Annotated in this window: 24 protein-coding genes; 14 read left to right on the top strand and 10 right to left on the bottom strand. The window is 59.9% G+C overall.

The features are described from left to right. Positions 1-31: 31 nt before the first annotated feature. From ispD to PLU72_01570, 6 genes are read right to left on the bottom strand one after another with little or no spacing between them, the layout of a single operon-like run. On the bottom strand, positions 32-721 hold the full coding sequence (ispD, locus tag PLU72_01595; GenBank protein HOT26849.1) for a 2-C-methyl-D-erythritol 4-phosphate cytidylyltransferase: 690 nt from the start codon (positions 719-721) through the stop codon (positions 32-34). Beyond that, positions 718-1,629, bottom strand: a complete 912-nt coding sequence (locus PLU72_01590) for a polyprenyl synthetase family protein (protein HOT26848.1) — start codon at positions 1,627-1,629, stop codon at positions 718-720. Before PLU72_01590 ends, ispD begins: the two co-directional genes overlap by 4 nt. Beyond that, positions 1,626-1,925 carry an exodeoxyribonuclease VII small subunit gene (xseB, locus tag PLU72_01585; GenBank protein HOT26847.1) on the bottom strand — a complete coding sequence of 100 codons (300 nt, stop codon included), beginning with the start codon at positions 1,923-1,925 and terminating at the stop codon, positions 1,626-1,628. The genes PLU72_01590 and xseB overlap by 4 nt, the downstream gene beginning before the upstream one ends. Continuing rightward, positions 1,922-3,247 (bottom strand): exodeoxyribonuclease VII large subunit, encoded by a 1,326-nt coding sequence (gene xseA, locus PLU72_01580; protein ID HOT26846.1) that lies wholly within the window; start codon positions 3,245-3,247, stop codon positions 1,922-1,924. Before xseA ends, xseB begins: the two co-directional genes overlap by 4 nt. Next, positions 3,207-4,664, bottom strand: coding sequence for an acetyl-CoA carboxylase biotin carboxylase subunit (gene accC / locus PLU72_01575; GenBank protein HOT26845.1), 1,458 nt, complete (start codon positions 4,662-4,664; stop codon positions 3,207-3,209). The genes xseA and accC overlap by 41 nt, the downstream gene beginning before the upstream one ends. 49 nt (positions 4,665-4,713) lie before the next feature. After that, complete coding sequence (locus PLU72_01570) at positions 4,714-5,136, bottom strand: hypothetical protein (protein HOT26844.1); 423 nt, start codon at positions 5,134-5,136, stop codon at positions 4,714-4,716. 513 nt (positions 5,137-5,649) lie between these two features. Here PLU72_01570 and PLU72_01565 point away from each other — a divergent pair. Then, positions 5,650-6,657 carry a hypothetical protein gene (locus tag PLU72_01565; GenBank protein HOT26843.1) on the top strand — a complete coding sequence of 336 codons (1,008 nt, stop codon included), beginning with the start codon at positions 5,650-5,652 and terminating at the stop codon, positions 6,655-6,657. A gap of 155 nt (positions 6,658-6,812) precedes the next feature. Further along, positions 6,813-8,120 carry a tetratricopeptide repeat protein gene (locus PLU72_01560; GenBank protein ID HOT26842.1) on the top strand — a complete coding sequence of 436 codons (1,308 nt, stop codon included), beginning with the start codon at positions 6,813-6,815 and terminating at the stop codon, positions 8,118-8,120. A gap of 3 nt (positions 8,121-8,123) precedes the next feature. Here PLU72_01560 and PLU72_01555 read toward each other — a convergent pair whose 3' ends face one another. After that, positions 8,124-8,360, bottom strand: a complete 237-nt coding sequence (locus PLU72_01555) for a hypothetical protein (protein HOT26841.1) — start codon at positions 8,358-8,360, stop codon at positions 8,124-8,126. Positions 8,361-8,372: 12 nt separating this feature from the next. Further along, complete coding sequence (amrB, locus tag PLU72_01550) at positions 8,373-9,215, bottom strand: AmmeMemoRadiSam system protein B (protein ID HOT26840.1); 843 nt, start codon at positions 9,213-9,215, stop codon at positions 8,373-8,375. A gap of 85 nt (positions 9,216-9,300) precedes the next feature. Between amrB and PLU72_01545 the strand changes: the two genes are divergently transcribed. The 11 genes from PLU72_01545 (at position 9,301) to PLU72_01495 (ending at position 23,353) form a co-directional block, all read left to right on the top strand. Beyond that, the gene (locus PLU72_01545) at positions 9,301-10,545 is read left to right on the top strand and encodes a DUF1343 domain-containing protein (GenBank protein HOT26839.1); all 1,245 of its coding nucleotides are present in this window, start codon (positions 9,301-9,303) and stop codon (positions 10,543-10,545) included. Then, positions 10,542-11,024, top strand: coding sequence for a hypothetical protein (locus PLU72_01540; GenBank protein HOT26838.1), 483 nt, complete (start codon positions 10,542-10,544; stop codon positions 11,022-11,024). The genes PLU72_01545 and PLU72_01540 overlap by 4 nt, the downstream gene beginning before the upstream one ends. A gap of 20 nt (positions 11,025-11,044) precedes the next feature. Further along, a complete protein-coding gene (locus tag PLU72_01535; protein ID HOT26837.1) occupies positions 11,045-11,689 on the top strand; it encodes a prepilin-type N-terminal cleavage/methylation domain-containing protein in 645 nt (214 codons plus the stop codon). Then, positions 11,686-13,995 (top strand): hypothetical protein, encoded by a 2,310-nt coding sequence (locus PLU72_01530; protein HOT26836.1) that lies wholly within the window; start codon positions 11,686-11,688, stop codon positions 13,993-13,995. The genes PLU72_01535 and PLU72_01530 overlap by 4 nt, the downstream gene beginning before the upstream one ends. A gap of 452 nt (positions 13,996-14,447) precedes the next feature. Beyond that, complete coding sequence (locus PLU72_01525) at positions 14,448-16,064, top strand: hypothetical protein (GenBank protein HOT26835.1); 1,617 nt, start codon at positions 14,448-14,450, stop codon at positions 16,062-16,064. 264 nt (positions 16,065-16,328) lie between these two features. Next, the gene (locus tag PLU72_01520) at positions 16,329-17,384 is read left to right on the top strand and encodes a protein-glutamate O-methyltransferase CheR (GenBank protein HOT26834.1); all 1,056 of its coding nucleotides are present in this window, start codon (positions 16,329-16,331) and stop codon (positions 17,382-17,384) included. Between the two features lie 48 nt (positions 17,385-17,432). Next, positions 17,433-17,891 carry an NUDIX hydrolase gene (locus PLU72_01515; protein HOT26833.1) on the top strand — a complete coding sequence of 153 codons (459 nt, stop codon included), beginning with the start codon at positions 17,433-17,435 and terminating at the stop codon, positions 17,889-17,891. A gap of 19 nt (positions 17,892-17,910) precedes the next feature. Continuing rightward, complete coding sequence (locus tag PLU72_01510) at positions 17,911-20,481, top strand: tetratricopeptide repeat protein (protein ID HOT26832.1); 2,571 nt, start codon at positions 17,911-17,913, stop codon at positions 20,479-20,481. 16 nt (positions 20,482-20,497) lie between these two features. Then, on the top strand, positions 20,498-22,486 hold the full coding sequence (locus PLU72_01505; GenBank protein ID HOT26831.1) for a right-handed parallel beta-helix repeat-containing protein: 1,989 nt from the start codon (positions 20,498-20,500) through the stop codon (positions 22,484-22,486). 334 nt (positions 22,487-22,820) lie between these two features. Next, on the top strand, positions 22,821-22,994 hold the full coding sequence (locus PLU72_01500; GenBank protein ID HOT26830.1) for a Flp family type IVb pilin: 174 nt from the start codon (positions 22,821-22,823) through the stop codon (positions 22,992-22,994). Between the two features lie 185 nt (positions 22,995-23,179). Continuing rightward, entirely contained in the window at positions 23,180-23,353 is a 174-nt protein-coding gene (locus tag PLU72_01495; protein ID HOT26829.1) for a Flp family type IVb pilin, read from the top strand. Positions 23,354-23,442: 89 nt separating this feature from the next. Here the strand turns inward: PLU72_01495 and PLU72_01490 are convergent, their stop codons facing one another. Continuing rightward, the gene (locus PLU72_01490) at positions 23,443-24,408 is read right to left on the bottom strand and encodes a DUF362 domain-containing protein (protein ID HOT26828.1); all 966 of its coding nucleotides are present in this window, start codon (positions 24,406-24,408) and stop codon (positions 23,443-23,445) included. Further along, entirely contained in the window at positions 24,405-25,268 is an 864-nt protein-coding gene (locus PLU72_01485) for a terpene cyclase/mutase family protein (GenBank protein HOT26827.1), read from the bottom strand. The genes PLU72_01490 and PLU72_01485 overlap by 4 nt, the downstream gene beginning before the upstream one ends. A gap of 176 nt (positions 25,269-25,444) precedes the next feature. Between PLU72_01485 and PLU72_01480 the strand changes: the two genes are divergently transcribed. Then, positions 25,445-25,654: a hypothetical protein gene (locus PLU72_01480; GenBank protein ID HOT26826.1), complete on the top strand. Its 210-nt coding sequence runs from the start codon at positions 25,445-25,447 to the stop codon at positions 25,652-25,654. The last annotated feature ends 70 nt before the right edge of the window (positions 25,655-25,724 follow it).

Here is a 25,724-nt window from a genome sequence, read left to right as displayed (position 1 = left end):
CCGGATGCATCGGCACACGCATCGACGGCGGTCAGCCTGGGGGGCGGAGGACCGACGCGAGCAGGAGCAGATCTTCGGGCCGGGTGACTTTGATGTTTAGGGGGGAACCCGGGGCCAGATAGACAGGCAGGCCGAGACGCCTGACGAGTCCGGCGTCGTCGGTGGCATCAACGCCGTCGGCGCGCGCCCGGGCGAGCGCCTCCCGCAGAAGGTTCACGGGGAAGATCTGCGGGGTCTGCATGGCGAACATCTTCGACCGATCGACGGCGCCGGTCACGAGACCGCCGGCAGTTTCGACGAGGGTGTCGGAAACCGGCACCGCGCACGAGGCGTTTCCTTTCGCGACAGCCATCTCAAGGCAGGCCCGGACGATTTCGGGCGTGATCGCCGGACGAGCGCCGTCGTGCACGGCAGCCCACCCGTCTTCGTCGGGAATGCTCGACACGCCGGCTTCGACGGAGTCCTGCCGTCGCAGTCCTCCGCATATATAACGAATGTTATGTTTCGATCGCCAGCCGGACAGGCGGCGTTTGCCTTCCTCGAGCCAGGCTTCCGGAAGAACGACCGTGATGTCGACGGTTTCGGAAACCGCGTCGAAGCACTCGAGCGACCATTGCAGGACGGGTTTTCCCCCGATGTCGAGAAACTGTTTCGGAAGATCGCTTTTCATGCGCGTTCCCGACCCGCCGGCGACCACGACGGGATACAGTTTCACGGTCACCGTTTTCTCCCGTGCAGCCATCCGGCGAGTTCCGACATGCGGGAAATCGGCCTCGGGAGCGATGCGGCGGCTTTCAGCGCCTCGTCGCGCACGCGGTCGGCTTCCCGTTTCGCCCCGTCCATGCCGAGAAGCGCCGGAAACGTGGATTTGCCGAGGCGCGCATCGCTTCCCGGCGTCTTTCCGAGGGCGGCGGCGTCTCCCTCGATGTCGAGTATATCGTCTACTATTTGAAACAGAAGACCGATGTGGCGGCCGTATTCGGTAAGTTTGCGCATCTCGTCGGGATCTGCGCCGCCCAGGATCCCGCCGATTCGGATCGAGGCCGTGAGGAGCGCGCCGGTCTTGAGCCGATGGATCCGGCGAAGTTCGTCGATCGTCACCTCTCCGTTCTCGGCGTCGATATCGAGCATCTGACCGCCCACCATGCCGGCATGGCCGGCAGCCTCGGCGAACGACTTCACTGCGGAGACCGCCCGGCCCGCGGGAACGTCGTAATCTGCGATGCGCGCCATCCACTCGAACGCAAGCGTCAGCAGGGCGTCTCCGGCAAGAATCGCCGTCGCCTCGCCGAACACCTTGTGGTTCGTCGGCCGGCCGCGCCGCAGATCGTCGTCATCCATCGCCGGCAGATCGTCATGGATCAGAGAATATGTATGGAGCAGCTCGAGTGCGCAGGCAGCCCTCAGCGGCCCGTTTCCCGAGACGCCGAAGCCCTCCGCGATCATCAGGCACAGCGCCGGCCTGATCCGCTTTCCGCCCGCGCAGACGCTGTACCGCATCGCCTCGTGAAGGCGCGCGGGCACAGCATCGGCCGGGGGCAGCCAGCGGTCGAGCGCCTCGTCGACACGCGACCTGCAGGCGCGCAGCCAGTCTTCCAGCCCCGTCATTGAAGCCCCGTCCGGGGTCATGACGGCCTGCCGTCCTTCTCGGGATCGAACGGCTCTTCGCGGGCCGACTCGATGTTGCCGATCAGCTGCAGCATCCGCGCCTCGGCGGCGTCGAGCACGTTTCCGCACCGGCGGCTCAGCCCCGTGCCGACTTCGTACAGGCGCAGGCCGAGCTCGAGCGGGGTCCCCTCCTGTTCGAGCGCCTCGACGGTTTGCTCGAGACGCTCCATCGCGTCTTCGTACGACAGCTTTTCGATCATCTCGGGAGTGAGAGCTGCGAGCTCCTCGAGTTCTTTCCGATCGAACACCTTTTTCATGAACGCGTGCCTCCCGGGGTTTTGATTTCGACATCCTCGACGGCCACGCGGGCCCGACCGTCGACCATCTGCAGATCGAGTTTTCGTCCGGTTTTCAAAGCCGCGGCGGACGTGACGACCACGCCGTCTTCGTTCGTCGCCAGCATATAGCCTCTCGCGAGCACCGCCCGCGGATCGAGGGCCGTCAGCCGTGCGGCGGCCATTTCCCATGCGTGGCGGCACCGTCGCATGAAAGCCTCGCAGGCGGTTTCCAGGTCTCGGGCCGTGTTTGCGACGTGCGTCCGGCGTTCGGCGACGAGCAGGGCCGGTTTCCGCAGGAATCGGCAGGAACGGGCATGAGCCAGCCGCCCGGCCAGGAAAACGATCATGTGCTTCAGGGCTCGGCCGAGCCTATTGCGCCTGTCGGCGATCGCCTTCACGAGGTCTTCCTTGAGGGGAACGACCAGTTCGCCCGCCACCGACGGCGTAGCCGCCCGCTGGTCCGCGACAAAGTCGGCGATGGTGAAATCCGTCTCATGGCCGATCGCCGATATGACGGGGGTTTCGGCCGCCGCGATCGCGCGGGCGACGCGTTCGTCGTTGAACGTCCAGAGATCCTCGAGACTGCCGCCCCCGCGCGCGACGATGATCACGTCGACCCGCGAATCGGCGTCGAGCCGTCGGATGCCGGCCACGATCTCTTCCGCAGCTCCCTCACCCTGCACCTTCACGGGGACGAGATACAGCGGCATGTTCGGAAAGCGCCTTCGTATCACTCGATATATATCCTGCACGACGGCGCCCTTCGGCGAGGTCACGATCCCGACGCCCCGCGGCAGGAACGGCAGGGGCACCTTCCGGTCGGCGTCGAACAGGCCTTCTTCCTGGAGTTTCGCCTTGAGTTTCTCGAAGGCTTCATACAGCGCACCCAGGCCGGCCGGGCGCAGGTCGGTAATGATGAGCTGGTATTCGCCACGGGGCTCGTAGACCGAGATGGAGCCGTAGGCGGCGATCAGGTCGCCGTTCTTGATTTCATGCCGGATCCTGCGCCTGTTCCCGGCCCAGACGGCGGCTTTCAGGACGGACGTCGCGTCTTTCAGGGAAAAATACCAGTGTCCCGATGCCGCCTTGACCAGGTTCGACACTTCTCCCTGAACCCAGACGCTCTCGAGAAGGCTGTCCTTTTCGAGAAGCCGCTTGATGTGGCGAGTGACGTCCCCGACGGACAGAACCCCGCGCGTCAGCTCGCCAGACTCGCGTTCCGTCTCATCCGGGGGGGCGTCGAACAGGGTTCGTTTCGCTTCAGGCTCTTCCCGTGCCGTTCTGGTCCTGAGTTTTGCCATGTTCGACCGCCTTCCCGCCGGCTCCGTTCGCGCGCTCACGTTCATCCTCGTCGGCCCGCTGCATACAGGCGATCATCGACACCTGGTGCTTGTCGACGAAGCCTGTGGTCAACAGCCCCGCCCGGAACTCCTCGTGCCCGAACGCCCACTGATGAAACGGGATCGTCGTTTTGATCCCTTCGACCCGGAACTCGTGCAGGGCCGCCTGCATGCGGTCCATTGCCGTCTCGCGATCGGGGCCCCAGACGATCAGCTTGGCGACCATCGAGTCGTAACTCGGGCTCACCGCGTATCCGGTGTAGGCCGCCGAGTCGACGCGCACCCACGGCCCCCCCGCGGGCAGATAATCGTTGATGCGGCCCGGACACGGCGAGAAGCCGTTCGCAGGATCTTCGGCATTGATGCGGCACTCGAACGCCCACCCGTGAGGGGCGATGTCTTCCTGCTTGAAGGGAAGCGGCTCGCCCGACGCGACGCGCAGCTGCATTTCGACGAGATCGTATCCGGTAACCAGCTCGGTGACGGGGTGTTCGACCTGGAGACGGGTGTTCATCTCCATGAAGAAGAAGTTCCCGTCGGCATCGAGCAGGAACTCGATCGTGCCAGCGTTCACGTAGTCGATCGCCTTCGCAGCCTTCACGGCCGTTTCGCACAGTCGCCGGCGCAGATCGGCGTTGACGGCCGGGGATGGCGACTCCTCGATCAGCTTCTGATGCCGGCGCTGGATCGAACATTCGCGTTCGCCCAGGGCGACGATGTTGCCGTGATGGTCGCCCATGATCTGGACTTCTATGTGGCGAGGGTTCCGAAGGTATTTTTCGACGTAGACGCGGCCGTCGCCGAATGCCGACTGGGCCTCGGCCTGAGCCGTGCTGAACAGCGTCCGGAACCGGTCCTCCGTCTCGACCAGGCGCATGCCGCGTCCGCCGCCGCCGGCGGAGGCCTTCACGAGGACGGGGAAGCCGACCTTGTGGGCGATCTTCAGACCTTCCTCGGGATCCTCGACGCTGCCGGTCGAACCGGGCATCACGGGAACGCCGGACCGGATCATCAGGTCGCGCGCGACGGACTTCTGGCCCATCCGTTCCATCGCCCGGTGGCTGGGGCCGATGAACACGAAACCGCACTTTTGGGTGATCTCGGCGAACGTCGGGTTTTCCGACAGGAAGCCGTATCCGGGGTGAATCGCGTCGCACTGGGTCGCGTGGGCAACGGAAAGGATGTTCGGGATGTTCAGATACGAAAGGTCTGGGCGGGCCGGCCCGATGCAGTAGGCTTCATCGGCGAGCCTGACATGCAGAGCCTGGCGGTCGACTTCCGAAAAGACGGCGACTGTTTTGATGCCGAGCCTGCGGCAGGTTCTGATGACACGGACCGCGATTTCCCCGCGGTTCGCGATGAGAATCTTGTTGAACATGGTTACACCTCACGTAAGGCTGTCACGCCACATCGGCATCGGCCGGGCGTCAATCAGGAAGGATTGAAAACAGGGCGCGGCCGAAGTCAATGATCTCGCCTTCCCGAACGAAAACGGCATCCACGGTGCCGGAAACGGGGGCAACCACCTGGTCCTGGATGCTGATTCCCTTGATGATCCCCAGAGCCTGCCCTTTGGAGACCTTCGATCCGGCTTCGATTCGCTGTTTTCCGAAGGAGAACACGCCGACCCGCTCGGCAGTCACGGAAACCGGTTTCGGCGCGGCATCCTCTGCGGACTTTCCGGGCAGCTCCGAATCGGGAGACGGTGCGGGGGCAGAAGCCGGGGCAGAACCAAGAACCATGCGCACGTTCAGGTCCGCCGATTCGATTTCCAGCTCTGCGAAGCCGGCATTGCGCATTTCACCGATGAGCATCCGCAGCTGTGCGGCCAGTTCTTGTTTTTCTGACATGTTTGCCATCCGTCTGTCCTTATTGGTAAGGTGGCGCGAAGCCGGTGCATGGTAGCATGATGCCGCCCAAGGCGCAAGACAGCCCCCTCCGGTATTCTGGGGACGTGATACCGATTTCGCGTTCCTGTTCGTGCTGAGCCTGTCGAAATGCATGCGACTCTCGCCCTTCGACAAAGGTCAGGATAAACGGGCATTATTCTTACTTTCACCGGGGGGCAATAACAAGAAAGGCCGGATCCCCAGAGACGTTTCACAGCGTTTTTTCAGAAGTCAGATGTAACGTCGTATTTGGCCACGTTATGATCGGAAAGATATGTATCACGTCCCCAGAATTCCCCCCCCCGACAATCCGCCGACGATGTCATCCGTTCGACGATGAGGATGCATCCGTCACGCGATACGACCGAGCATGCTTGACTTTCCCCGGGCTCGCGTCTATCATTCCGGAATCCGGCCGCACCCGACGAGGGAAGCGCCCGAATGACGAAATCAAGAGGAGAAAGGGATCGACCGATGTTGACCAAACGTTTTCTGGTAACCGTACTTCTGCTGGCCGCCACTGCGATGAGCGCCATGGCCGGCGACCTGATGCAGCTCGTTCCTGAGAACACCGCGTTCCTGCTGAACCTGAACCTGAGCAAGATGTTCTCGACCGAAGCGATCAAGAAGCAGATCGACGAGGGCATGGCCAAGCAATCGCCCGATCAGAAGAAAGCCTACGACGAGTTCATCACCAAGACCGGCATCGACCCCTTCAAGCACCTGAAGAGCGTCGTCGTGTTCGCCGCCGCCAAAACCGATGCCAAGTCCGAGAAGCAGGACGCCGGCGTCCTCATCGACGGCACCTTCGAAGTCGCCAAGATTCTCGAATCCATCAAGAGCGACAAGAAAGCCGCCGAAGACGTCACGATCGAGAAGTTTGAAGGCTTCGATGCCGTGAAGGGCAAGAAGGACGCCGACGGCATGGGCGTGTTCCTCGACAACAGCACCGCCGTCCTCGGAACTCTCCCGGCCATCAAGACCGTCGTGGACGTGAAGAACGCCAAGGCCAAGAACCTCTCCGCCAACGCCGCTCTCGGCGGTCTCCTCAAGAAGGTCGACACCGGCGCCACCCTCTGGGGCGTGGGTATCATCCCGCAGACCCTGAAGGACCAGGCCAAAGCCAACCCGCAGGCCGCCCCCCTCGCCGCCGTCAACTCCCTGTTCTTCTCCTTCAACTACGATGCCGACCTCACCTTCAACTTCACCGGCGAAGTCGACAAGAAGGAAAACATGGACCAGGTCATGACCGCTCTCAACGGCTTCCTCGCCATGATCAAGATGCTCGCCGGCCAGACCCCCGAAGCCGCCGAGATCCTCAACCTGATCAAGGTCGAGGCCGTCGACACCGCCGCCAAGATCACCCTCAACGTGCCCAAGGCGAAGCTCGACGAAGTCAAGAAGAAGATCGAAGAGCGCATGAAGGCAGCCCCGGCTCCGGCCGCCGAAGAAAAGGCCCCCGCAGCCCCGGCCGGCAACTGATCCGAACCGCGCCTGACCGACCGCTCCCCCTTCGGGGAGCGGTTTTCTTTTGCACGCCATCCGAAGGAAATAACGAACTCCCCGCCTCCTGCCGATACAGGGTGTTGATGTGTCGCCAGCTCAGGTTTGCACAGGAATTCCGGCTTTTCTCCAGGATGTTCTTTCTATTCCTGGCTGTCGCGCTATGTCTCGCATCTCCGAACCCCGCCCTCGCCCAGCCGTTCGATCTGATGGTTCCGGACGAACAGACAGGAGACTCGCTGAGCACGGAACTCCGGCGCATTCAGAGCATCGAGCGCGACATCCAGCTCGAACGTCTGACGCAGCGCCCGCACAAATTCGACGCCCTGGTCGAGATCGGAAACCTCCGGCTCGAGCAGGGCCGGCTGGAAGAGGCCCAGCGCTTCTTCGAGCAGGCGCTCGAGATCCAGCCCGACAACATGCGGGCGAACGAAGGTCTCGCGGCCGTCTTCCTGCGCCAGGGTCGATTCAGCGACACGAAAGCGATCTACGACCGGCTGACGCTCCTGTATCCCCTCAGCGACAAGCTCCGTGAGAACCTGGAACGGGTCCGTTCCCGCCTCAACTCGGTCGCGGAGATCGGCGTCAGGCTTCACGAGGACAATGCCGGTCAGACCGAGTTCGTCTCGAGCCTCGAGGCGTATTTTCCCTCTTTCACGTATCCAAAACTGTCGGCCCGGTACAGGCTCGAAACCTGGGCCTACGAAGACCGCAACCTCGACGAGACGACCGACAGCCGCATCCTGTCGGGAACCTTCGAATACAGCCTCGATCATCGCACCCGCGTCGCCGCGACGTTCGCCCCCGAGCGGTTTTCCGATGTAGACACGGTCAACGGGTATTCGTTCCAGGGCGTGACGGGGAACGGGCAGCTCAATCTCGCCGCCTTCGCGGGCCACGGCTCGTACAAGGAAAATCTCGAGACGGCGCGCAGGCTGCTTTCCGAGGACTACGCGACGCTGACGGTCTTCGGAGACCTGCACGAGCAGACGCGCATCCAGCAGTCGTTCACCACGGGCGACATCTCGGACGGCAACGCCAGGCGCAGGTTCGACACCGAGATTCTGCACTACATCAAGCGCCGCGGTATCCCATTCCTGTCGCTCCAGCTCAAGCTTTCCCAGGCGAGTTTCGAGAATCAGCTCGCCGCGGACGGTGCGGCGTATCCCTACTGGGCGCCCCGAGATTTTCGCGGCGCCGAACTGGTTGCGGGCTGGGAGCGGGCCGTCGGCTCGAACTGGTGGTGGGGGTTCGACACCCGCCTCATCTCGAATTCCTGGCGCGACACGTCACCGGAAACTCGCCGCGAAAGCGGATTGGGAATGACCCTGCACGCCAGTTACCGGTTCGACACCGGCCGGCTTCATGCCGAGTTCGGCAACACTCTCCGTGATTTCACCCGCGAACGCATGCTGGGCGTGTACGGCAGTTTCGACTTCTGACGTTCACCAGATCAGCGAGGCGAGCCATCCGATCACATAGCCGCTGATGAACCCGTCGGCGAACGCCCACGCGGCGCCATGCAGGATGCCGCGCGGCGTCAGGTCGAAGCCCTCGTAGACGATCGCGACGACCAGCAACCACGGGCTGGGCTCGCCGCTGGTGATCTCGGCGAGAGCCCAGACCGTCAGCACGGCGGCCCACGCCATCCCGACCAGGATGCCGATCTCGAACGGGGTCACGGGTCTCCTTGGTTATATGTGTTCGAATATGACGGAAGCGTATCCGACGCCCCGGGGGTGAGCCATGACATCCATGGAGGTGGCGTAGGCCAGCTTCGTCGCGCGAACGCTTTTCCCCGTCAGCGAGGCGAGGAACGCAGTGATGGGAATGACGCCGCAGATGCTTCGGTCTTCCCCCACGACAAGTTCGTGAAAGGCCTTCGCGTCAAGCGACAGGATGACGTCGAGCGCCTCGCCATCGATCCGGTAGGCTTCGTCTCGGGGGGTTTCGTGAGAGAAATCGGAACTGACGACGCAAACCGTGTCGGCGAACTCGGGTTTCGCGAGCACATCGGCGATCGCCTTTCCCCACCGTTCACATTGCGGATAATCGGCGAAGCCGAGAGCAAGCGGAACGATTTTCGGCAGTGACACGTGCATCATCTGCTGGACAAAGGGGATCTGGACCTCGATCGAGTGTTCGAAGGCGTGGGCCGAGTCGTCCCTCGTGAAAACGCCCGTTTGCTCGAGAGCGGCTCGCAGCATTTCGTCGGTTTCGATGCTTCCAAGCGGTGTCATCCAGGCGTCTTCGGCGCTCAGAGCCGCCGTGGCGCCGTATGGCGTGTGCTTCGGTCCGAGCATCAGGAGCCGCTTCGGGGCAGGCTTCTCATCGCCGAGCCGCAGGAACGACCAACTCGCGACCGGGCCGCTGAACACATACCCGGCATGCGGCACGATCATGCCTGCCAGCCTCCCGGCCTGGGCGTGATGGCGGTCACGAACGCCGAGCCTGTGCTCGTAACACTGTCTGATCATCTGATACAGCTCGGTCGGCTCGTCGGGATAAAAGCGACCGCTCACCGCAGGTTCTCTCATTTCGATCCTCCTGTAAAAATTCTCTCCCCAATTCTACCACCATTTTCTTCACGCATCGGTGTATAATCCCTCTGAGGACTCGATCATGAAACAGACAAGACTCCTTCTTCGAATCATTTTTTTGGCAATGTTCGCGTTCACCGTCGGCTCGACGGTTTCGGCATCCGAACGTTTGTCGATCGGCCTGGAAGTCCTTGCAACCGGACATCCCGACCTCGTTGCCGGGAAAAAAATCGCCCTCCTCGTCGGTCTCGCCTCCTACGATCAGAGCATGCGCCACACGGTCGACCGGCTCGCCCGGGCAACCACGATCACGGCGATCTTTTCCGGCGATCCGTGGCCGCGCAAGCTGATCGAGTCAGCCTCAGGATCGAAACAGATCGACGCCCTCACGCAGGCCCCCGTCCACATCATCCGCGACCCCCTCGAAAAACCGAGGGCGGAGCAGCTGAACGGGGCGGAAATCATAGTTATTGATATACAAGATATCGGCATCCGTTTTTTCCATGCCGTGACGCTTCTCGCCCAGTTTCTCGAACTCGGCAAGACGGCGGGAATTCCCGTCTTCGTTCTCGACCGGCCGAATCCGATCGGCGCGTCGAAGGTTTCGGGTCCGTTGCTCGACGTCCAGTTCAGAAGCAGGTTCGGCGTGTATCCGATCCCGCTGGTCTACGGCATGACGTTCGGCGAACTTGCTCTGTTCTTCAACAAAGTATTCGGTTTGAACGCCGATCTCACGGTCGTCGGCATGGAGAACTACCGTCGGAACGTCACCTACCGGAACTGCGGCCTTCACTGGGCGATGCCGTCGGAGCATCTCCCGGATCCCGAATCCCCGGTCTATTACGCGACGACGGGCTTCCTCGGCGAAATGGGCATCTTCTCGACCGGCGTCGGCACGACGCGGCCGTTCCACTACGTTCTGGCGCCCTGGATCGATCCCGACGTGCTCGTCTCGAAACTCACGGTGCTGAACCTGCCGGGCGTCGCCTTCCTCCCGGCGGCGGTACGGCCGTATTACGGGCTGTTCCAGCAGAAACGGGTGCCCGGCATCGAGATCGTCGTAACGGACCATCAGGCATACGACCCCGTGATGACCGGCATCGCGATTCTCCACACTCTCTGGACGCTGTATCCCGACAAGATTCCCCTGTCGAACCAGACAGCCGCAGAGGGCGTCGATATTCTGCTGGGGGGTTCCGACATCCGCACGGCGATCATCCAGGGAAAAGGGATGGACGAGATTCGAAGTCGAATCAGGTCGTCGGTTTCCGATTTCATGAAAAGACGAAAACAGTTTCTCATCTACCCGGAGGCGGAGACGCCATGACCGCTCCCGTTCATTCCGACCGTCTCGGCATGTCGATGGTCGAGGTCATGATCGGCGTCATCATCCTGGCGCTGGTTCTGATACCTTCGCTCAACGTCATCATTTCCGAAACCAAAACCGTCAACGCCACGCGCGACCATACGCAGGCGTCGTTCTTCGCCCAGAAAATTCTCGAGTCGGCCCATGCCTGCAAATTCGATCTGCTCGATGCCGACCAGTATGATCACGATCCCGCCACGCAGAAGACCACCTTCGAATACATGCTGAAAAACAACGAAGACTTCCGCACGGAAACCATCAACGGGATCAAATACGAAGTCGTCAAAACGGACAAGGATCAAGTCAAGTATGCCGCCGACAAGAACGATCCGGATATCAGGCCGAACATGGTCTTTCTCTCTTTCACCGTCAAATATACCGGTCAGGATAAAAATACGCACACGCTCGACATCCATACGGCCATCAACAAGCGCCAGTAATCCGAAAGGACGGGCAGATCATGCGACGTGAAGGTGTGACGCTCATCGAGGTCATGATGGCGGTCATCGTTCTCGCCCTGCTCCTGACGGCCCTCTATCACACGTTTTCCTCATCCCGCAGACAGGCGCAGGCGGTCATGCAGGCGCACCAGACGAACGACGAGCTTCAGCGGCTCTTCGACAAGATCACCGACGACATTCGCGAGTCGAACTTCATCCTCGAAGGCACGCCCCCCAAGGCAACTCTGGAGCAGTCGAAAACGCTGAACACCGGAGACGCGGCAAACTATATCTCGTTCCATAAAGTGACGTACGATTTTTCCATTCAGCCGAAAAGTCTCGGAGACAACCAGTATAACTACACGCAGTTGCGCGTCACCTACAAACTCGAGAAGGTGGACCCCGATCAGGCGACCGGCCCGTATATTCTCTGGCGGGAAACGTTGCCGTTCGACGACCGGCGCCAGGAAGTCCCGGCCCAGCGGGCGCGCAAGGTCATGATGGAAAACATCGACGAAATGGTATTCTTCAGGCTCAATGAGCCGAACCTGCCGCACCATGACAGCGTCTGTATTCGTGCGCGGCTGACGGGCCGCGGGAAGGAAGGCAAATACGACTCGACGCTTCTGACATCGATCAGGCAAAGGGGGGCCGAACCGCAATGAATTCCCGTGGTCGTAAAGGCTCGGCGATCGTCATCGCCCTTGGGCTCGGTTTCGTTCTTCTGATCGTCATCGCCTCGCTCAGATCGTTCACCTCGTATCGCGTTCAGAACACGATCATGGAAAACAGGAACCTCAAGGCACTGGCCCTGGCCGAAGCTGGCATTTCCTTCGCCATGACGGAACTGAGCCTGAACAGTTCGTTCAGAACCCACAAGGTGAAGATCGATGCGGCCCAGAAGCAGGTCCTCTGGGACGAAACCAATCTCCCCACCTGGCAATCGTCCATCGCGAACGACAGCGGGGTTTCCTTCTCCCAGCTGAACACCTCGGGAAAAGGATCATATCAGGGGACGCTCGGGGACGGGCAGTTTCGGTTTCGCGTCGGTCTGATCGAGTATGAGGACGACGAGCGGACGAAGAACATCGACGAGAGCAAGTGCTTTTTCAAGATCGACTCGATGGGCCGGGTCGGAGATACGATGCGCAGCATCTCCTGCGTGGCGCAGCGACGGTTTCCGGGCCGCGAGTTTCTGATGTTCGACATGGAGTTTCTCTCGATCGTGTATGGCGAACCCGGCCAGAACAACGTGAACAAGTTCTCGACCGGCAATCTGTACGGTCACCACGGCGTCGAAATCGGACAGATCCTGATGGATGGCCATACCCCCTGCACGCCCGGCACGAAGCAGGAGCTGTTCGATATTCACAGCATCATCAGCGGGGCGGGCGGGATTTTCTTCTGGCAGCCAACGAAGGTCACGTTCCGGGCGAGGCCCGGCATGCCCGAAGAGACGATCACGATGCCGCCAAGCAACATTCCGTTCCCGCAGCACGGCACCTATTCATCACCCGAAGGGGAAAAATACGGAGAGGTGCCGGCGGAAATTCGCGGAAAAACGCCGACGATTCCCGACAATCTGACAGAGAAACTCAAGGGACGCATCCTGGATAAAACGTCTCAGATCAGCCTTTCGCCAGGCGAACCTCGGTTCGGCGACCTCAAGAAGCAGGCCCAGAACGGCGGTTATATTCCTGAAAACGACGGCGCGAATCCAGCCCAGGCATACAAGGTTCCCGCCGGCTGGGCGCCTTCCAATGGAGGCTCGGTCGATGCCAGAATCCTCGATTTCGGAACGGGGCTTCGCAAGGGAAACGTGACGTTGCCGCCGAACTTCAACGGCGTGATCTACTCCGACACGAACCTCGTCATCAAGGGGAACCCTCCTCGAGACGTGAAGATCGTCTCGAAGAAGAGCATCTTCGTCGCCGGCGATTTCAACCAGCGGAACAACAAGTCGAAAAAAGCGGAAAAGTACAGTTTTCCCCAGGACTACGACCAGAACGCACTTCTCAGCGACGACTACAAGGAGAACTCCAGAAAGCTGCTGACAGACGATCTGAAGGCGGGATCGAACCCGGACGACCCGAACAATTACAAGCACCATTTCGCGGCGAACGTGATCGCCAACGAGCGCGTGGTTTACGATTATCGAAGCCCGGCCGACTGTTTCGAGAACGAAATATATCCCATCATGAAGTTTGCCCTCGCGAAGGAATTCATGGCCGAGGCTGACGCCGAGACGAGCATGCTCACTCATGCCGGAGACGGCAAAATCACGGCCGATCTGAGCGACGCAGAAGCCACGAAAAATAGAATCGCATCGTATTTTGAAAAGTTCCCTCTCGCGGACGGGACCGACAAGTCGGCCCAGGAGGCGATCGCAGAACGTTTCGCGACGAAGTTCAACTCCACCGACGGCATCAGCGAGGCCGATTTCGAGAAGTTCTGCAACGAAGAAATCTGGCCCGCCCACAGGAAGGGATACGAAGAGAACGTCCTTTCCGAAAATAACGGCGTATACAAGCTCTTCAACAAACTCCTGGAAAAGGTCGAGGGGAAGACCGACAAGGACAACGACTACCTGTATTTCCCCGAGATGACGACGAACGGGATTTTCCAGAGTTGCGGCGTCCGTTCCAACATTTTCTACATGGGCCCGGATTATAGCAAGCGATATGACGAGATCGGACGGTCGCCGTCCTGCCAGAGCGCGGGCGTGGGCCGCCCCTACTGCACCATGGAGCAGATGGTCCATCGGGTGTATGGGTCCGAGGTCCGGTATGCGACGAACAAGACGCTTCCCAAGATCACCGGCCCGTCCTATCGGCCGCCCACCCGCAGAAAGCTGTATGATCCGACGCTTCCCTCGCTTGACATCGGTGACGGCAGCGGCGACATGGCGGCGTTCGTGATTCTCACCTGGAAAGATCTTCGCGCCGCGCCAGACGAGTTTACGAATTTCTGAGGCGCCGGCGTATTTCCCCTGTACATGGCAAACCGGATGGCTTCCTTCCATCCGGTTGCGCAGGATATCCTGAATTTTGCCGTTCAGACGAAGTTCAGGACACCATTTCCCCGCGGGGCGCCTCTTAGCGTCCCCGCACCCAGGGGCCATTCGTGCGGCACGGAACGTGAGCGTTCGTCGTTTCCCACAACGGCGTTTCGGCCACCCGGGGTTTTGCGATCATCCGTGTTCGCACCATATGCCTGCCTCCTTGTTTTCGGGCCGGGAGGGGGGGTATCCCCAACTCCTTATCTCTATGATTTACATCGTCAGAACCCACACCCGACTTTCACCCGATATATTCAGATTTTTCGCCTAAACCGCCCTCTTTTCGCCCCCGATCTTTCGTTTTCTATCACAGATAACTAAATAGAAATTCTTTTCGGCGCCTCATCACGAGCTTTGTTCGTCACGTGCTCAAACTTGAAAATCAGGGTCGCGCGTCTTCTGCGGTCCGTATTATCATCCGGTTCATGGTTACCACCCGCACGGGGTTGTCTTCGATCCTTCAAGAGGCCGGTTCCCTCAGGGCCGGGCGGCTTGCGCTCCTGGTCATCTGGCTTCTGCTTCACATCTTTTTCCGCACGTCCTTCTTCAATGATTGCGGCACCTATTCCCACACGATGTATGGGAATGTCATGCTTCACTCGGGAAGCCTGATCAGGATCGATCCCTTCACGTGCTCGAGGTTCGGCCAGCCCTGGATTGCCCAGCAGTGGCTGAGCGAAGTCGGTATGGCGCTTCTGAGCATGGTCGGCGGATTCGACACGCTGCTCCTGGCCGCCACCCTTCTGACCGCTCTCACCTTCACGGGGATCTGGATCAGGCTGTACAACTCTGGAATGCATCTGCTGATAACGGTTCTCATCATGGCCATGGTGTTTTCGGCAGCATCGATCCAGTTTCTCATTCGACCGCTTCTCATCACGATGGCCGCACTTGCCGTTCTCTTCGCGATGCTCGTCGATATCGAGGCGGGGCGGCGCCCGGTCAGCCATCTTCTGCTCCTGCTCCCCATGTTCTGGATCTGGGCAAACAGTCATGGCGGCTATCTCGCGGGAATCGGCACCTTCGGCCTGACCGTTGCCGGCTGGACCGCCCTGCGCCTCTCCAGCGTCCCTACGCCGCTTTCAGCGCCCCGCAGGGTGTTCATCGCCTGGGCGTCTCTCTTTTTGGCCTGCGCCATGTCGTTTCTCGGTCCGTACGGCGTCGAACTTCCAAAGACGTGGGCCACGATCATGGACTCCGCGGAAGTCAGAGCCCTGATCATCGAGCATATGCCCATCTATACGACTTCCGACGGAGTCGTTCCGATCCTCCTGTTCCTGGGATACATCGCATTTCTGGCGAAATTCGGGGAGCGCCCCCTGCGGATTACCTGGGTCATTCCCATCGTCTGGTTTCTCCTCGCCTGGAGCCGCGTGCGCAATGCGCCGCTGTTCGCGATCACGGCCGCCATCGCTTTGGCCGAGATCTATTCCCAGTCTTCCCTCCTAAAAGAGATTGCGGAAAGGAAACCGCTCTATGGCCTTGTGAAAGACCGGCTCCCCGCGAAGCTTCCGCTCAGAACCGCGACCGTTCTCCTCCTCGCCGGCTTCTGGCTTCAGGCGAGCGGTTCCGCGTTGCCGCTCCTCGGAACCGGGTGGGCCAAGCCCGACGATGCCCGCTGGCCGTTCGAGCTTGTCCCGGTCATTCGCGCGTATGCGGAACGGAAGACGCCGAACAAGGCGGTGTTCACCGAGTTCAACCTCGGTTCCTGGGCCGTCGGCGTCGATCCGCGTCTGCGCGTCACGATCGACGACCGGTGCGAACTGTTCGGCGACCGGCTCATGCGCGAACATTACGAATCGGCTTCGAACACCCGGTTGATCGCCTCGTGGGTGAGGTCGTTCTCGACGACCGCGGCCCTCACCTCCCCCGATTCGGGTTTCGACCGCTGGTTCCGCTCCGCACCGGGGTGGCGCGTCGTCGCCACGGCACCGGCAGGAGTCTGGCACGAACTCGACACGGGCGAAGTTCCAGCACCGTAATCGCCTCAAACCGGCTTGCGAACGGCCTCTGCCCGTGATACCATGGATCGAGGGACGCACCATATGCAGGAAGAACGCTGCCCGCTCTGCTTGCGGATCAAACACTATGACATTTCCAATAAGACGTATTACCGCTTCCAGAACACCGAACGTCTGGTGTGCGAGCCTTGCGCGAAGGAAGTCGAAAACCGTCTCCGCCCGACGTGGCAGATCGTCGCCGGCAGGGTTTTTCCCCGAAGCACGAAGAATGACTGAGCGGCCCCGATGAGCCGCTCGTTCTCTCCCAACGAGTATGCCCAGTTGCGCGATTTCCTTTCGCGCGAGTTCGGCCTTTTTTTCGACACGAGCAAGGTCACGTTTCTCGAAAACCGCGTTCTCCCGCTCATCGAAAAGTACCGGTGCTCCGACATGAACGGGCTGATCTCCGTCATCCAGTCGGATCAGGCCCGGAGGATCGAACTGCTGGACATCATCACGACGAACGAGACCTGGTTTTTCAGACACCCGAGACATTTCGACATTCTCCGGGATGAACTGCTCCCCCCCCTTCTCCGTTCCCGCGACCAGGAAGGCCAGCGGAAGCTTTCCATCTGGTCCGCCGGGTGTTCGATCGGCGCCGAGGCATATTCTATAGCCATATCGATATTCGAGACGCTTCGCGATCCGACTCCATGGAACATCTCCATCATCGGCAGCGACATCGCCTCATCGGCCCTCGAGCGCGCCCGCCGAGGGGTGTATACCTCGACCGAACTAAAACTGCTGTCGAACATGCTCATCACCCGGTATTTCACACCCACCGGCACCGGCGAGTTCCGCGTCAAGCCCGATCTTACCGCGATCGTGCGCTTCGAGCACCTCAACCTGCTCGACGTCTGGCCCGACCGGAAATTCGACATCATCTTCTGCCGCAACACGATGATCTACTTCAAGGAAGCAACCAAGGCCGCCCTGACCGAACGAATTTACAAAGCCCTCGAGCCCGGCGGTATGTTCTTCACGAGCGCGACCGAAACCCTCCACTGGAAAGGCGACGACGAATTCGAGAAGCTGTTCCTCCACGGCGAATACGTGTATCACAAGCGCCCGGCGACGAAGTCCTACGTCCTCTATCGGTTTCAGACGCCCTCCGATCTTCTGCGGGCCCTGAACCTCCTCGTCAAGTTCAACCATGAGTATCAGCTCATGAACATCCCGCAGACTTCCCCCTCTTCCCCCCGGAAGGCGCTCTTCGTCCCCAAGCGCCTGCAGTTGGCCGTCGGCCGGCTGTTCGACGAGGCGAATCTGCGCAACGTCGTCTCAGAAGAGTTCCGAAAATAGGACTGCACACCTTCCCTCGGCCTGCCGATAACAGGAAGGGGGGAACATATGCTCGATTCGTCCGTACCTGTCGTCCGCGTCCGCGTGACCGTCGCTCTGCGTCATCCGGACGGCCGCCTCTGTTTCGTCCGGCATCTCAAGGATGGCCGGCGCTACTGGCTGCTTCCCGGGGGCGGACAGGACGCGTTCGAACCCCTCGAGGAAACGGCCCGGCGCGAGTTACGGGAAGAGCTCCGCATCACCGTTTCCGGGCTGAAATTCCTCGGCCTTCGCGAGACGATGAACCGCGCGGCCGGCCGGCACATCCAGTTCCCCATCTTCGAGGCTTTGAATCCCGATCTTTCGACGCTCGGCACGGGGGAAGACCCTCGCGTCGAAGGCGTCGACTTTTTCACGGCCGACGAACTGACCGGGCGACCGATTTTCCCGAACATGGGCGAGGACATCCGGAAAATCGCCCGAGGCGAGCGTATCGAACCGTTCCGCACCCTGGAATGGGTCCCCTGACAAAACCCTGGAGGCGCGCATGATCGACAAAAAATACGATCAGATCATCAACGACTGCAAGAAGCGCATCGCGGCCAATCCCCGCGACTTTTTCGCGTATTACCAGCTCGCGCGGGCGGTCGAGATGACCGGTGAGACCGACACGTCGATCGGTATCTATCGCGAGGCTCTCGCAATCAATCCCAAAGATGCGTACGCGCACAATTTTCTCGGGCTCGCGTTCAAGAACAAGGGCATGCTCAACGAGGCCATCACCGAGTTCAAGAAGGCGATCATGTTCAACACGAACTACGCCTTTCCCTACTCGAACCTCGGCATCATCTACAAGCAGAAGGGCATGTACGACGAGGCGATCATCCGCTTCAAGAAGGCGATATCGCTCAAGCCCGACTTCGCTTTCGCGCACCTGCAACTCGGCCTCATTTACAAACTCAAGAAGCTGTATGACGAGGCGATCATCCGGTTCCGCAACGCCATCGATCTGAACCACGATTACGCCTACGCCCATTTCGCGCTCGGATCGACGTATCTCGAGATCGGAAGGCCGCGCAAGGCGATCGTCGAGTTCAAGAAGGCGATCATCCTGAACCCGCAGGATTCGCACGCCTTGAGCCAGCTCGGCCGGGCCATGATCTCGATGAAGCAGTATGACGAAGCCGTCACGGTTCTTCGCACCTCGATCGAGCTGAACCCGGACAACGCGTTCACGTTCCTGAACGTCGGTCTCGCCCACTTTCACGCCGGTCGCAACGACGAGGCGATCGAGTCGCTGAAGCGGGTCCTCGACATCAGCCCCGACATGACCGAAGCGCGCGTGCTGCTCGGCCAGTCGTTCTTCCGGAAATCGATGGACGACGCCGCCCTGCAGGAGTTCAGGCGGGCCCTCAAGACGGACCCGAAGTTTCCGCGGCTCCATTTCCACATCGGGACGGTTCTGCGGAAGAAAAACGAGACACAGAAGGCGATCGACGAGTTCAAGCTGGAAAACGGGCTGAATCCGAACGACGCCGAATTGCATTTCAACCTGGGCCTCGCCTACAAGGACCGCGGCATGCTCGACGAGGCCGTCGGGGAACTGAAGCGGGCGCTGTATCTCGACGCGGGTTTGTCGCGCTGTCATGACATGCTCGGCGAGATCTACGACGTGAAGGGACAGAACGACCAGGCCGTCACGCACTGGCGCAAGGCCGCAGAACTGCGCAAGAAGGGCGAGGCCCGGGACATGGCCGAAAAAGTCGCCCCTCCCGTGCGGACGCGCTCCGAGATGGATCTCATGATCGAGCGGTACCGCGTCGAGGTCGCCGCCCACCCGGACAACGCCGAAGCTCACTACAAGCTTGCCTCCGCATACAAGAACAAGGAAATGTACGACGAGGCGATCATCGAGTTCCGAAAGGTCCTCGCCCTGAATCCCTACGACTCGTTCGCCCATTATAATCTAGAAGTTATATATCGTTTGAAAGGCATAGACGATCAGAACCTCGTCCGCTGGAAGCGATCGGTCGCGATCAACCCCGAGAACGCGGGCGCGCATTACCGGCTCGGCCTCGCCTACAAGGAGAAGGGCATGCTCGACGAGGCGATCCGCGAGTGGGAAAAGGCAGTCGCTCTCGACCCCGACTTCTCGCACGCGCATCTCCAGCTCGGCATCGCCTACAAGAGCACGGGCCATTCGGACGAGGCGTTGAAGGCCTGGAACCGCACGATCGAGATCGATCCCGAGTTCCAGGAGGCGTTCATGCACCTGGGGAAGGCCTACCTGAACCAGGGCATGCTCGACGAGGCCGTCGCCGCGATCAAGAAGACGATCCGGCTGAAGCCCGACGACGTCGAGTGCCGATTCGTTCTCGGGCTGATCTACAAGAACAACGGGATGCTCGAGCAGGCCCGCGACACCTTCGAGGATCTGCTGTCCGTGAAGGAAGACCATGTGGCCGGACTGGTGAACCTGGGAGCCGTCTACAAGAACCTGAACCAGCTCGAAAACGCCCTCAACTGCCTGATGATGGCCATCCGGCTCGACGAACGACAATTCTTCGCCCATTACCTGCTCGGAACCGTTTACCGTGCGCTGGGCAGCTTCGAGCAGGCCGAAGAGTCGTTCAAAAAGTCGATCACGCTGAACCCGGACGATGCCTTCTCGCAGTACAGCCTCGGCGTGATCTACAAGAACTCGGGCCGCCTTCCGCTCGCGATCAAGGCGTTTTCCAAGGCAATCGAACTCGACTCGGACGACGGGTATTCGTATTCCCATCTCGCATTGTCGCTATATGAGCAGGGACAGCTGCACGACGCCATCAACGCGTTCCGGCGCTCGGTCGAAATCAACCCGGAAGACACCTACGCGCTGTACAACCTCGGCATGGTGCTGATGGACAATCACGACACCGACTCGGCCATCGAGGTTCTGGTGAAGGCCGTCAACCTCGCGCCGGAAGACCCGTATGCCTGCTTCAACCTCGGCCAGGCATACGAGGAGAAGCGGTTGCTGCCCGAAGCGAAGGCATGCTACCAGCGCGCCGGTCAGCATGCGCCCAAGAACAGCCAGATCTCGCGGTTCGTCCAGGAAGCGATGGCCCGACTGAAATAACGCCGGAGAAGACTCGATGCGCTCATTCATACGCACCAACGCCCTGGCAGCGGTTCTTGTCTGTCTCGGCGCGCTCGCGGCGCTCATCGGATGCGAGGCGGACAACAGCGTCACGCCGCGCGAAGGCGAGCTTCAGGGAACCGTGTATTCGAAAAGCGGCACCGCCCTGAAAGACGTGCTCGTGAGCTGGACGTATGATCCCACCCGCTGGGGACGGAGCGGCGCCGACGGCGTGTTTCACGTCGCCGGCATCGGTTTCGGCGAGCAGGAGTTCGTCGCGACGAGATCCGGCTACCGCCCGAAGACGTTCAGGGCCGCCATCTATTCGAATGCCGTTTCCGTGATCACGAACGTCACCATGGAGACCTCCTCGTTCGATTACCAGGACATCACGGTCGCTGATTATTCCTCCACGCATGCGGTGATCACCTGGAAGACGACCGATTACACGAACGGCCTCGTCGAATACGGCACCACCGACAGTTACGGAAGTTACGTCAACGAGCCCTCCGGCCAGTATGCGACGACCCACAGCGTGACGATCACGGGCCTCAAGCCCAATCAGCTGTATTTCTTCCGAATCGTGGCATCCCGGCAGGGACGAGAATCAGAGACGTCATCGAGCGGCTCTTTCTCTACGCTTGCTCCGCTGGATGACTCGACCGTGCCTGCCCCGCCGTCGGGAACATCGATCGCCGTTGACGGAACTCCGAACCAAGTTGTCGTCTTCTGGGCGCCAAACACCGAGAACGACCTGAAGGGATACCGGATCTACCGCTCGGAACTTCCATCGAGCGGCTACGCGATGGTTTCCGACACGCTCATTGCGAAAGGCCAGGAACGGTATACGGACACGACGGTCAGAACCGGCATGAAATACTATTACCGAGTGTCGGCCGTCGACCAGGCGGGGAACGAAAGCGGGCCGTCCGAGATCGTGTCGATGCTGGTTCCCGGCGAAATCACGGGCACCGTGACCTGGACTCTGGCCAACAGCCCCTTCGTCGTCCCGGGTGATATTACAGTGACCGATATGGGAACGCTGAAGATCGACCCCGGCGTCGTCGTGAAAATCTCTGATTCCGACGTGCTGCGAACAAACGACACGGGGAAAGTCGAGCTTCTCGTCACCGGCGGCGTTCTGATTGCCAGCACGAGTTCCGAACAGCCCATCATTTTCACGTCAGAGCGGCCGACGCCGTCTGCAGGAGACTGGGGCGGAATAACCATTTCCGACTCGCCAGACGCCACGACGTCCCTCTGCGGCGTCACGATCGCGTATGCAGCCACAGGACTGAAACTCGAAAAAGCGGCGGGGCATTTCCAGAGATTAATTCTGGACCATTGTTCCGTGGGCGCCCGGATTCTCTCCTGCACCGATCTAGCTCTCAACGCCTCGAGGGTTCTGTACACGCCGGACGGCGTGAAGGCCACAGGCAACACCCGGCTTTCGATAACAAACAGTACCTTTTCTCACGGCGTCACCGGAATCGATGCGAGCGGGAACGACGCCTCGACCTACTCCGGCAACAACTTCTTCGATCTTTCCGGGGTCGGGCTCTCCTGCGCCGACACGGCCGGCTCCATCAGCGTCACGAACAACCTGTTCGTGGCGAAGACGGGGCTGGGGCTGAGAATTTCCGATCAACCGCCGATCGTTGATTACAACACCTTCGACGCGGCGTACGGCATCCAGGTCGTCAACGGCGTTCCGACGATCCGAAAAAACATTCTCGTCGCGGGCACGAGTTTCACGGGCCAGGGTTTCAAGGGAATCGAGAATCTCGGAGGCCAGACCACGCCGCCGGTTTTCGGACCGAACAGCGTTTACGGATTCCCGGCCGGAAAAGAGTACATCGGTTGCGCGTCGGCATCGGGAAGCCTCGCCTCGTCGCCTCTCTTCGTCAGGGACTTTACGGGCGACACGTATGACTACCGCCTTCAGCAGGCGTTCCCGAGCACCGGCGACCAGTGGGGCATCCAGCGCACCGAACGGCCGGAGTGATGTACGCCGCTGCGGAAATTCTTCGTGGTTCGAGGTAAATAAGCCTCGCGCAGGATATGGTCAACTTCTGCCCCCCTCCCATGGGAAAAGAATTATTTGTGCGAATTCACTGTTCTGTACCAATGAGAAAATAAGCAATTCTAAAGTTTCATGAAGATCTCTCGTGAAATGGCTTGCCCAGCGGCTTTTCAATTTGAAAATAGGAGTTGCATTTTTGACGACGATGTGTGATATACTTCCGTCTGAGAGGGGCAATATGCAGCGTCGAAGTTTGGCATGCGGATTGCGCTATCTTCAAGCAGGACAGATCCAAAATCTTTTCAGGAGGAACCATATGAACCTGATTCAGCGCTTTGTGAGAGAAGAAGAAGGCCAGGGTCTTGTCGAGTACGCCCTCATCATCGGCCTCATCGCCGTTCTCGCCATCGTGGCTCTCACCTTCGCCGGCGGCAAGGTCAGCGGCATGCTCGGCTACATCGGCGACCAGATGGTCACCACCGGCTCCTGATCACCGTTTGAGGTCAACAGACCTCGTGCAGATGTTCGCTGCACGAGGTTTTTTTTTGAAAGAAACGTCTCGCGAATGTGAGAGACTCCAATGGGAACATGAATGTTCGATATCTCATTTCTGGCACACGACTTGCTAGTAAATCAGTGGCTCAAAGCCGAATACATTCCAGCAGGAGGAACCATATGAACCTGATTCAGCGCTTTGTGAGAGAAGAAGAAGGCCAGGGTCTTGTCGAGTACGCCCTCATCATCGGCCTCATCGCCGTTCTCGCCATCGTGGCTCTCACCTTCGCCGGCGGCAAGGTCAGCGGCATGCTCGGCTACATCGGCGACAAGATGGTCACCACCGGTTCCTGATCACCACATCAGGTCGTTAGACCGCATCCAGGAGAGGAGCAATCCTCTCCTGTTTTGTTTTACTTCCGTTTTGATTTCCCCGGATTTTCTTACCAGAACGGGCCAGTCTGCCACGATCTGAACGCATCCACACAGGCAAAGGTCGAAGCGAATCTGCGGGGATGCTCGGCCGGATAATCGTTCATCTCGTCCAGCATTCCAGGGATATGCGGCATGGCAAGCGCCATGTATGGGATATTTCCAGGCTCGAAGCCCATCATGCGGGCGCAGGTTGCATCGACGGCCAGGGGGTCCCTCCCCATCACCACAACTCCCATCGGCTTCGCCGTTCCCATGATCGGGCCGTCCCCTTCCATGCCGGTAATACCGTCCACAACAACGAATGCGGGCGGCATCGTGAGAGTGAGGTCCACGATCGACCTGGCAACGCCCTGCACGTGCAGGAGGTTTTTTGGCCAGCCATAGACGATGCCGGGCAGGTTCCCGAACAGGTTTTTCATGGAAAGCGTCACGCCCATCCAGTGATGAGTCTTCATCTTGGGCATACTGATGACGAGATCCGCTTCGGCAAGCGGGGTCGTGATGTAAAAATGCTGGAGTTTGGTGTACCACCCTTTATTTGGCACTTTCACGAGATCGCCATGATTGAGGTCAATACACCTCACTTGGGATGGTAATGCCTCACGCAATGTCGAATGATAGATCGAATACCAAGGGTCCCGCCTGTGGCCGGGACCTTCCGCCACCGCTACGGATAAAGCGCCCAGCCGGAAGCAGGCGTCGGCAACCTGGGCGATGAGTCTTGCATCGGTATTGATAGGCCTTCCCGGGTGACATTCAACGAAGTTGGGCTTTATGAGAACCTTTTTCCCTTTCAGAGCGAGTTCTTCCTGTGCCAGCACTCCAGCAACATCACGGGAAAGATCACGTTGGTAATCCTGTCCGGGGAGCACCCATACACGGCACCGTCTGTGCCAATAACGGCCGATGAGGGCCCCAAGGCCCGCAGCCCCGACGGCGGCAAGGGACCATTTCAAAAACTGTCTTCGATTCATTCCCAGAGGACTCCCCGTGACCCCAGAGCCTGAAGGGCCAGACCGAGATGCACCGTATTCAGCCGCTCACCCGCCATCATCGACACACAGCCTTCCAGGCGTTTCAACACGGCATCGCCGTTCGGTCTTCGGCAACGTCGCAGAGCGAGCCCCGTCAGCGCCAGGCCATAGGGAGACTCCTGAGTTGCAGCATCCGTTTCGAGGAATCGTATCGAACGTTCAATGGAAGCCTCGGGAACCCTCTCGCAGAGGGCCAGAAGGGCCAAGGCCGTCGTATCGGCGAACGGGATCAGTTCCTGTCCGTAGACGGTCTTGTTGCCGTAGTTCCATCCCCCGGCCGGAATCTGCCTGTCCAGCAACAGTTTTCGTCCTTCTTCAACCCTGGGATGGTCACTCTTTCCCGCCGCTTCGAGTGCGAGCAGGCTCCAGGCGGTCGGCTCTACCCAGGAAAACGCACCTTTTCCCCAGGGCCAGCCCGTCAGCGAGCCGTCGAGATCGTTCGTGCTGGTGTTCTGCACCGTGATGGAGACGAAGGAAAGCAGGAACTCGACAGCGGCGGAGACAGAACGGGTATCTCCAGCTTTCGCCATGGCAACGACCCAAGGAGCGGTGACCCAAAGACCCTGATCCGGGAATTCAGGGGAACAGGGAACGGAACCGTCCTGGTTCCGTCTTCCGGAAAGCCATGCGATGGAAGGGGCAAGTTCCCGGGGATCCACGCCCCCGGCCAGTCCTGCAAGAACGGCATGAATGGTGGGTTCGACCGCCGAACGCAATCCTGGCGCATAGGGGAAGCTGCCGTCGGGAAAACGCATTCCCGCAAACAGATTCCAGTGGCGTATCCATTCATCGGCTCTCATCATATTCCCCGTTGCCGCTTGCGATTATATCACACGAAAATGCCGATTTTCGGGGGCGATTCAGGCAAAAATCGGAATCAGGTTGCCCACCAAATGAAAATTTCTGGTAAAATCATCCGAGGTCATGGAAAGTGAACTGGCATAATGTTTGCTGTTTTCATGAAGGGGGATCACTTATGAACAGATACTGTCTGAAAAGGCTCAACCGCCGCTCCGGCCAAGGACTCGTCGAGTATACCCTCGTCATCAGCCTGGTGGCGATAGCTTTGCTTGTGGTGCTTTCCCTCGTCGGACAGCTCATTCGCGATAATTATCTCGGAAATTTTCAGCGGGTGGCCGACTCCGTTCTCCCGTCCTCTTCTTCCGCCCCTCCCAGCGGAGGTTGAGGAATCATCCGACCGAAACCCTTTACAATATCCCGCAGGGTCTTGACACCCCCCGGTCTCGGTACTAGAA

The sequence above is a fragment of the Candidatus Ozemobacteraceae bacterium genome, from assembly GCA_035373905.1.
GTDB lineage: Bacteria > Muiribacteriota > Ozemobacteria > Ozemobacterales > Ozemobacteraceae > MWAR01.
This window is presented reverse-complemented; position numbering and strand designations above follow the sequence as displayed.